General features: G+C 67.6%; 5 protein-coding genes. 3 read left to right on the forward strand and 2 right to left on the reverse strand.

What is annotated here, in order from left to right; translation table 11 throughout:
* Positions 1 to 75: 75 nt before the first annotated feature.
* A complete protein-coding gene (locus GO986_RS15810; protein WP_369409419.1) occupies positions 76 to 1302 on the reverse strand; it encodes an MFS transporter in 1227 nt (408 codons plus the stop codon).
* Positions 1303 to 1614: 312 nt separating this feature from the next.
* Positions 1615 to 3792, reverse strand: coding sequence for an APC family permease (locus GO986_RS15815; protein WP_157460270.1), 2178 nt, complete (start codon positions 3790 to 3792; stop codon positions 1615 to 1617).
* 75 nt (positions 3793 to 3867) lie between these two features.
* On the opposite strand from GO986_RS15815, the gene GO986_RS15820 reads away from it, so the two are divergent.
* From GO986_RS15820 to GO986_RS15830, 3 genes are all read left to right on the forward strand, one after another.
* Complete coding sequence (locus GO986_RS15820) at positions 3868 to 4767, forward strand: MBL fold metallo-hydrolase (protein WP_157460271.1); 900 nt, start codon at positions 3868 to 3870, stop codon at positions 4765 to 4767.
* A 48-nt stretch (positions 4768 to 4815) separates the two neighbouring features.
* Positions 4816 to 5508, forward strand: coding sequence for a Dps family protein (locus GO986_RS15825; protein ID WP_157460272.1), 693 nt, complete (start codon positions 4816 to 4818; stop codon positions 5506 to 5508).
* A 194-nt stretch (positions 5509 to 5702) separates the two neighbouring features.
* Positions 5703 to 6194 carry a DUF4385 domain-containing protein gene (locus GO986_RS15830; RefSeq protein ID WP_198170728.1) on the forward strand — a complete coding sequence of 164 codons (492 nt, stop codon included), beginning with the start codon at positions 5703 to 5705 and terminating at the stop codon, positions 6192 to 6194.
* Positions 6195 to 6210 lie beyond the last annotated feature (16 nt).

Genomic DNA, 6210 nt, shown 5'->3' on the forward strand with positions numbered 1-6210 from the left:
GCCCGACTCAATCGGAGCCCGTACCCGTTCCACTGGTTTTGACCGCGTTGTGGTGCGCTCTATCAAGCGCCACCCTCAACTTTCGGCGGCATTCCCATCCGGGCCACCATCAAAGCCGCGCAGCGCCCAGGCCAGGCCTACCGCACTGATGCCCCCAATGGCCGCCAGGGTCAGCCACGGCAGGGCGCCCAGGCCCAGGTGAGCGCCCGCATCTACCAGCGCGCCGCCCAGCACGCTGCCGGCGGCGCCCCCCACACCCAGGCTGATGGCCGAGAACCCAAAATAACTGCCCACCAGCGCGCCCGGCGAAAAGCGCGCGGTCAGGGTCTGCTGGGTGGGGTACACGATCATGGTGCCCAGGCTGTACAGCGCCACGCAGGCGAGCAGCGCCGGAAAGGTGCCTGCCAGGCTCATCAGCCCCAGGCTGAGGCCCACCAGGGCCACGGCGGTAACCAGCGCCGTTCTGACCGGCAGCCAGCGCTCGACCAGGCGCAGCAGCGGATACTGCAGCAAAACGGCCAGCCCCGCCGAGAGGCCATAGAGCGGCCCTGTGGCCCCCGGCCCGGCCAGGCTGATGGCCTTGAGGGTCACCGCCACGTTGATTTGCGTGCTCAGGATGAAATAGCCAATCAGGACCAGTGTGAAGCGCCGAAACCGGGTGTCTTTCGCGGCCTGCCGCAGCCCCGCCAGGCTGCTGCCAGGGCGGCCCTCGGGACGCAGGTGCGGCAGGGTGACGGCCAGCACCAGGCCCGCCAGCACGTATACGCTGGCCGCCACCAGCGCCGCAGTTCGGAAGCCCAGGCCCAGCAGCGCGGTGCCGAGGAGGGGCCCCGTCACCATGCCAGCGTTGCCCGACAGGCTGGTCAGGCTGAACATGCGGGTGCGGTGGTCGGGGTGGGTGACCTGGGTAATGGCCGCACTCTTGGGCGCGTCAAACAGGCCGCCGCCCACCCCGGCCAGCAGCGCCGAGGCGAGCAGCTCGGGCAGGCTGTCCGAAAAGCCCATCCAGGCAAAGCCCAGGGTCCGCAGCGCGCAGCCCCACACGATCAGTGGTTTTGGTCCCAGGCGGTCGGCCCAGGCGCCGCCAAATACGGTCAGGCCCTGCTGGGTCAACTGGCGCAGGCCCAGCACCAGCCCCACGCTGGCCGCCGCCCAGCCCAGCCCGCCCTGGGCCACTGGACCGCTGAAATGCACCGTGACGAGGGGAATCACGGCAAAGAAACCGCCCCACATCAGAAAGTTGGCGGCCACGAGGCCCAGCTGCGCCGCCGAGGGGCGAAAGGGAACGGGGGGTGTCCTCACGCCGGGCAGGCTACACCCGGCCGGCCTGGCGTTGTCCCGCTGGCCGACACCAGGGTAGAGGTGATTCTGGCCTCGCGTAAGGACGCTCACTCCAGAGCAGCCTTAGAGACCAGCGCTGCCACACAGCCTTTGCGGCTGAGACCGTGACCCTGAAGAAAGTTCTGTTGGTCTTTTTGATCTGCTCAAAGGCGCGGGGCCAAGCTCACAGCAGCTGCCAGGTCCACCCACAGACCAGGGTTCCGCCGCTCTCTCGCCGCGTTCGCCTAAGGAGCGGCCAGTGGTCACCACCAGTGGCCGCTCTGGGTTCTGCTCTTAGCCCCCCACATGCACCCGTGGGCGCCGGTCGGCGTCGGCCTCGGCCACACGCAGAATTTCGTGGGTCAGCGGCGGAATGTCGCCCTCACCCGCCAGCAAGAAGCGCAGGGCGTTGGCGGCGGGTCCCTTCTCGCTCCATTCAAAGTAGACGTGGGGCGGTGTGCCCGTCAGGTCGCGCACATGCAGCAGCACGGCGGCCAGGGTGTTGGGCACGCTGGGGCCCGTGGCCCGCAGAATCAGGTGCGGGCCCACCCGCACACCGGTCACCGGCACGGCGGCGCTGAAGTCGCTGGCGTCCCGGATGGCGACCTCTAGAAATAGGGCGGCCTCGCCCGGCGACAGGTGATTGCCCAGCCGCACATCCAGGGCCTTTTCGCGGTATTCCAGGTCGTCGCCCTGGTCCAGGTGGTTGGCGATAAAGCGCACCGGCAGGCCGCGCGCGCTCACCTCGTCCAGCATGGTCCGGGCGGTGTCGTCAAAGTCCACCCGCTGCACACGCAGTTCGGTGCTGCGGCCAATGCGCGAGGCCACGCTGACCATCAGGATGGCCAGCACGAACAGCAGGGCGATGTACAGGCCCTCGGGGCGCTCACTGACTGTCACCACACTGGTGTAGATGAACACCACACTGACCAGGGCAAAGGCGGCCGCCGCGCCCCGGTGCCCCCGGCGCCACTCGGTCAGAAAGACGGCCACCGCCGCCGAGGTCATCAGGGCCAGCACGCCCGTAGCGTAGGCGCCGGCCTGGGCGTCCACATTGGCCTCGAACAGGATGGTCACCAGCGCGCTGATGCCCACGAACAGCAGCACCAGTGGCCGCGTGGCGCGCGCCCAGTCGGGGGCCATGCCGTAGCGCGGCAGGTAACGCGGCACGATATTCAGCAGCCCGGCCAGCGCCGAAGCCCCGGCAAACCACAGAATCAGGATGGTGGCCACGTCATAAAGGGTGCCAAAGGCGTTGCCGAAGCGCTCGTGGGCCAGGTACGCCAGCGCGCGCCCGTTGGCCTTGCCGGGTGGCGTGGCGACCGTAACAGTGGTGGCCGAGCCGCCCGGCCGGACCGTGACCAGCATGGGCACCAGGCCCCCCACCGTGTTCGCCTCAACGGTAAAGGTGCCGCTGCGGCCAGCCGGCACCAGAAAGCTATAAATCTCGCGTGGGCGGGTGGGATGGTCCAGCGGCACATTGACCACGGCCCGCCCGGCGCGGATGTCGGCGGTGCTGACCGGCTTGCTCACGCTGGTGGCGGCCCAGAACTCGTGCCGGGGAATCAGCAGCGTGGTGACCACCGAGGACGCCAGCAGCATGACCGACATCACCAGGGCAGCGGCTGTCAGCAGTTTCTTGGCATTGCTAATGCGGCCCAGCGGCTTCTGGCGGGTGTCGTCGGGGTCGCCTTTTACCAGCGGCATGACGACCACGCCAGTCTCGAACCCCGAGAGGCCCAGTGCCAGGGCCGGGAACACCAGCAGCGCCGCGCCCAGCATGGCCAGCGGCGAGAGATACGCCTGACCCAGGGCCGTCCACCACTCCCGGAGCAGTTCAGGGCGGGCCACGATATCCATCAGGCCGCTGCCCGCCACCACCAGGCTCAGGCCCAGGTACAGGGCCACAATGCCCACGGCAATGCCCACAGCTTCCTTGAAGCCTTTCAGAAACACGGCGCCCAGCAGCGCAATCAGCAGCAGGGTGATGCCGACGTGGCGGCCTTCCAGGGCCTCTTGCAGCAGCGGGTTTTCGATCAGGTGGGCGGTGGCGTCGGCGGCCGACAGGGTGATGGTGATGACAAAGCCGGTCGCCACGAAGCCGATGAGGCTCAGGACCAGCATCTTGCTGGGCCAGTAACTGAGCAGTCGTTCGAGCATGGACAGGCTGCCGTCGCCGTGGGGGCTTTCCTCCGCGACGCGGCGGTACATGGGCAGGGCGCCCAGCAGCGTGACCAGCACCAGCACCAGGGTGGCCACCGGCGACAGGGCGCCGGCCGCCAGCGCGGCGATGCCCGGTTGATACCCCAGGGTCGAGAAATAGTCCACGCCCGTCAGGCACATGACCTTCCACCACGGCTGGGTATGGTGCTGGGCGGCGACCTCGCGCTCGTCCTCGTAAAAGCCTTCGGGTTCGGGCTGGTTGGTTTCCAGAAACCACTTCATGAGCGGGCTGCGTTCAGCAGGAGCCATATGCGGCAGCCTACTCCACTGCCGCGCGGGGGTGGGCAGGGGTCTGCCTGCCCTGGCCCCCGTACTGTGAAGGCCATGAGTCTCCTGACCCCTCTGGCCCCTGGCGTCTTTTACCTGCCGGGCGCGGTGAATAGCCTCGTGCTGGCCAATGGTCACGGCGGGGCGCTGCTGGTGGATACCGGGCTGGACGACAGCCACGCGCGCAAACTGCTGCGGGCTGTCGAGGGCGAGGGCCTGACGCCCAGCGCTGTCCTGAACACCCACAGCCACGCCGACCACCACGGTGGCAACGCCTTTCTTCTCAAGCGTTTTCCGGGGCTAGAGGTCTACGCGCCGCCGCTGGAAGCCGCCATCATCACCCAGCCGCTGCTGGAACCCTGGGGGCTGTTTGGCGCCCGGCCTCCGCGCGAGTTGCAGGGTAAATTTCTGCTGGCCCCGGCCAGTCCCGCGCGGCCGCTGCCAGCCACCGGTCCCCTGACGCTGGGCGGCGTCACCTTGGAGCTGCTGGAGGTGCCTGGGCATGCCCTCCAGATGGTGGCGGTGCGCGCCGGTGACGTGCTGTATGCCGCCGACGCCCTGTTTGGCCCGGAGGCGCTGGAGAAGCATCCCCTGACTTTCTGTGCCGATTCGGCGGCGCAGAAAGCCAGTGCCGCGCGGCTGGGGAGCTTGCCCGGCGTGCGGGTGACCCTGCCCGGCCACGGCACCCCCACCACCGACCTGCCGGGGCTGGCCGCCGCCAATCTGGCGGCCTACGCGCGCACCACGGCGGCGGTGCTGGGCGCGGTGGAGATGGGGCCAGCCTCCCCCGATGAACTCCTGGGGCGCGTGTGCGAGGCGCTGGGCGTGACGATGACCACTGTGGGGGCGGCGGTACTGAACCGGGCGGTGGTGGCGGCCCACCTGACCGAACTGCTGGAGGCCGGCCAGGTGACCCTCAGCGTGCAGCCCAGCGGCCTGACCTTCGCCCGAGCGTGAAGAAAGCCCGTATAGGCGCCGGCTGCGGCCCGGCGGTACGGTGACCGCATGACCAAGAAAGGCAAGAGTAGCCCCGACAAGACCAGCGCGGCCAAGGGCGCCGACAGGAGCGCCGATAAGAGCAAGACCAAGAAGGACCGCCTGAGCGCCGAAGGGTCAGCTCCAGCCGCGACCAGCGACGGCAAGCCTGTGGCGGGCCAGGCCACCGGCAGTGCCGGAGCCGACGCCGCACACCTGAACACTACCAACAACGCCCTGGTGGACCACGCTTACCTCTCTGAAGATGAGTTCGGCACCGTGGCCGAGACCCTGCAGCGCAACCTGGCGACCACCATCAGCCTGTACCTGAAATTCAAGAAGTACCACTGGGACATTCGGGGGCGGTTCTTCCGTGACCTGCACCTGGCCTATGACGAGTTCATTGCCGAGATTTTCCCCGGCATTGACGAGCAGGCCGAGCGCCTGGTGGCCCTGGGCGGCAGCCCCATTGCCGCGCCTGCCGACATTGAGCGCCACAGCACTGTGCAGGTGCCCACCGAAACTGTGCGCGACGCCCGAACCCAGGTGGCCGACCTGGTGGCCGACCTGACCCGCGTGGGCAAGGGCTACCGCGACGATTCGCAGACTGTGGACGAGGCCAATGACCCCGCCACTGCTGACATGTACAACGGCTACGCGCAGACCATCGACAAGATTCGCTGGATGCTTCAGGCCATGATGGACGACCAGTATCTGAACTAGCAGCAGACTCCAGAGCACTTGAGGAAACTTTGTCCTCAAGTGCTCTGGAGAGAACGGAGACTGAACGCATCAGCAGAAGTGGAAGCGCGGGGCCAACGGCGCCCCAATTGGCAGTCGCTGTGAGGTTCGCAGAGCCGAGCAAGCGAGAGGCCGCCAGATCTTGCCAGTGCCTCACCCCTTTCTAGAAGACACCTATGCCCAAATTTGACTACTCCCTGGATTACCGCACCCTGGACCTGCGCGCCCACCCCGAGCTGTACCGGGTGGGGGTGGGGGAACAGGGGGTGCTACTGGTGCAGCCATACAAGGGCGAGATTCTGCCGCACTGGCGCTTTGCCACGCCGGACGCTGCGCGTGAAAGCAGTGAGACCATTTACGGCCTGTTCCTGGATTACCTGAAAGCCGGTGACTTTGTGGGCGCCGATATGGCCCGCAAGTTCCTGCAAATGGGCTTTACCCGGTCGCGGCGCTACGCCAACCACAAGGGCGGCAAAAAGTACGACGGCCCCGTACCCGACGACAAGAAAGGCCAGAGCGGCGCCCACGGCCGCCCCGAACTGCCCCGCACTCCCGAAGACCCGGTCAAGGCCGAATCGGCCCGTATATTCAAGGCCAAGTGGGACCAGGCCGAAGCGAACGAGGACTACGCCCGGCAGAAGAAGGAACACAAGGCGAAGTATGGCTAGAGGTAGAAGGCAGGTG

Source organism: Deinococcus arboris, from assembly GCF_009755355.1.
GTDB lineage: Bacteria > Deinococcota > Deinococci > Deinococcales > Deinococcaceae > Deinococcus > Deinococcus betulae.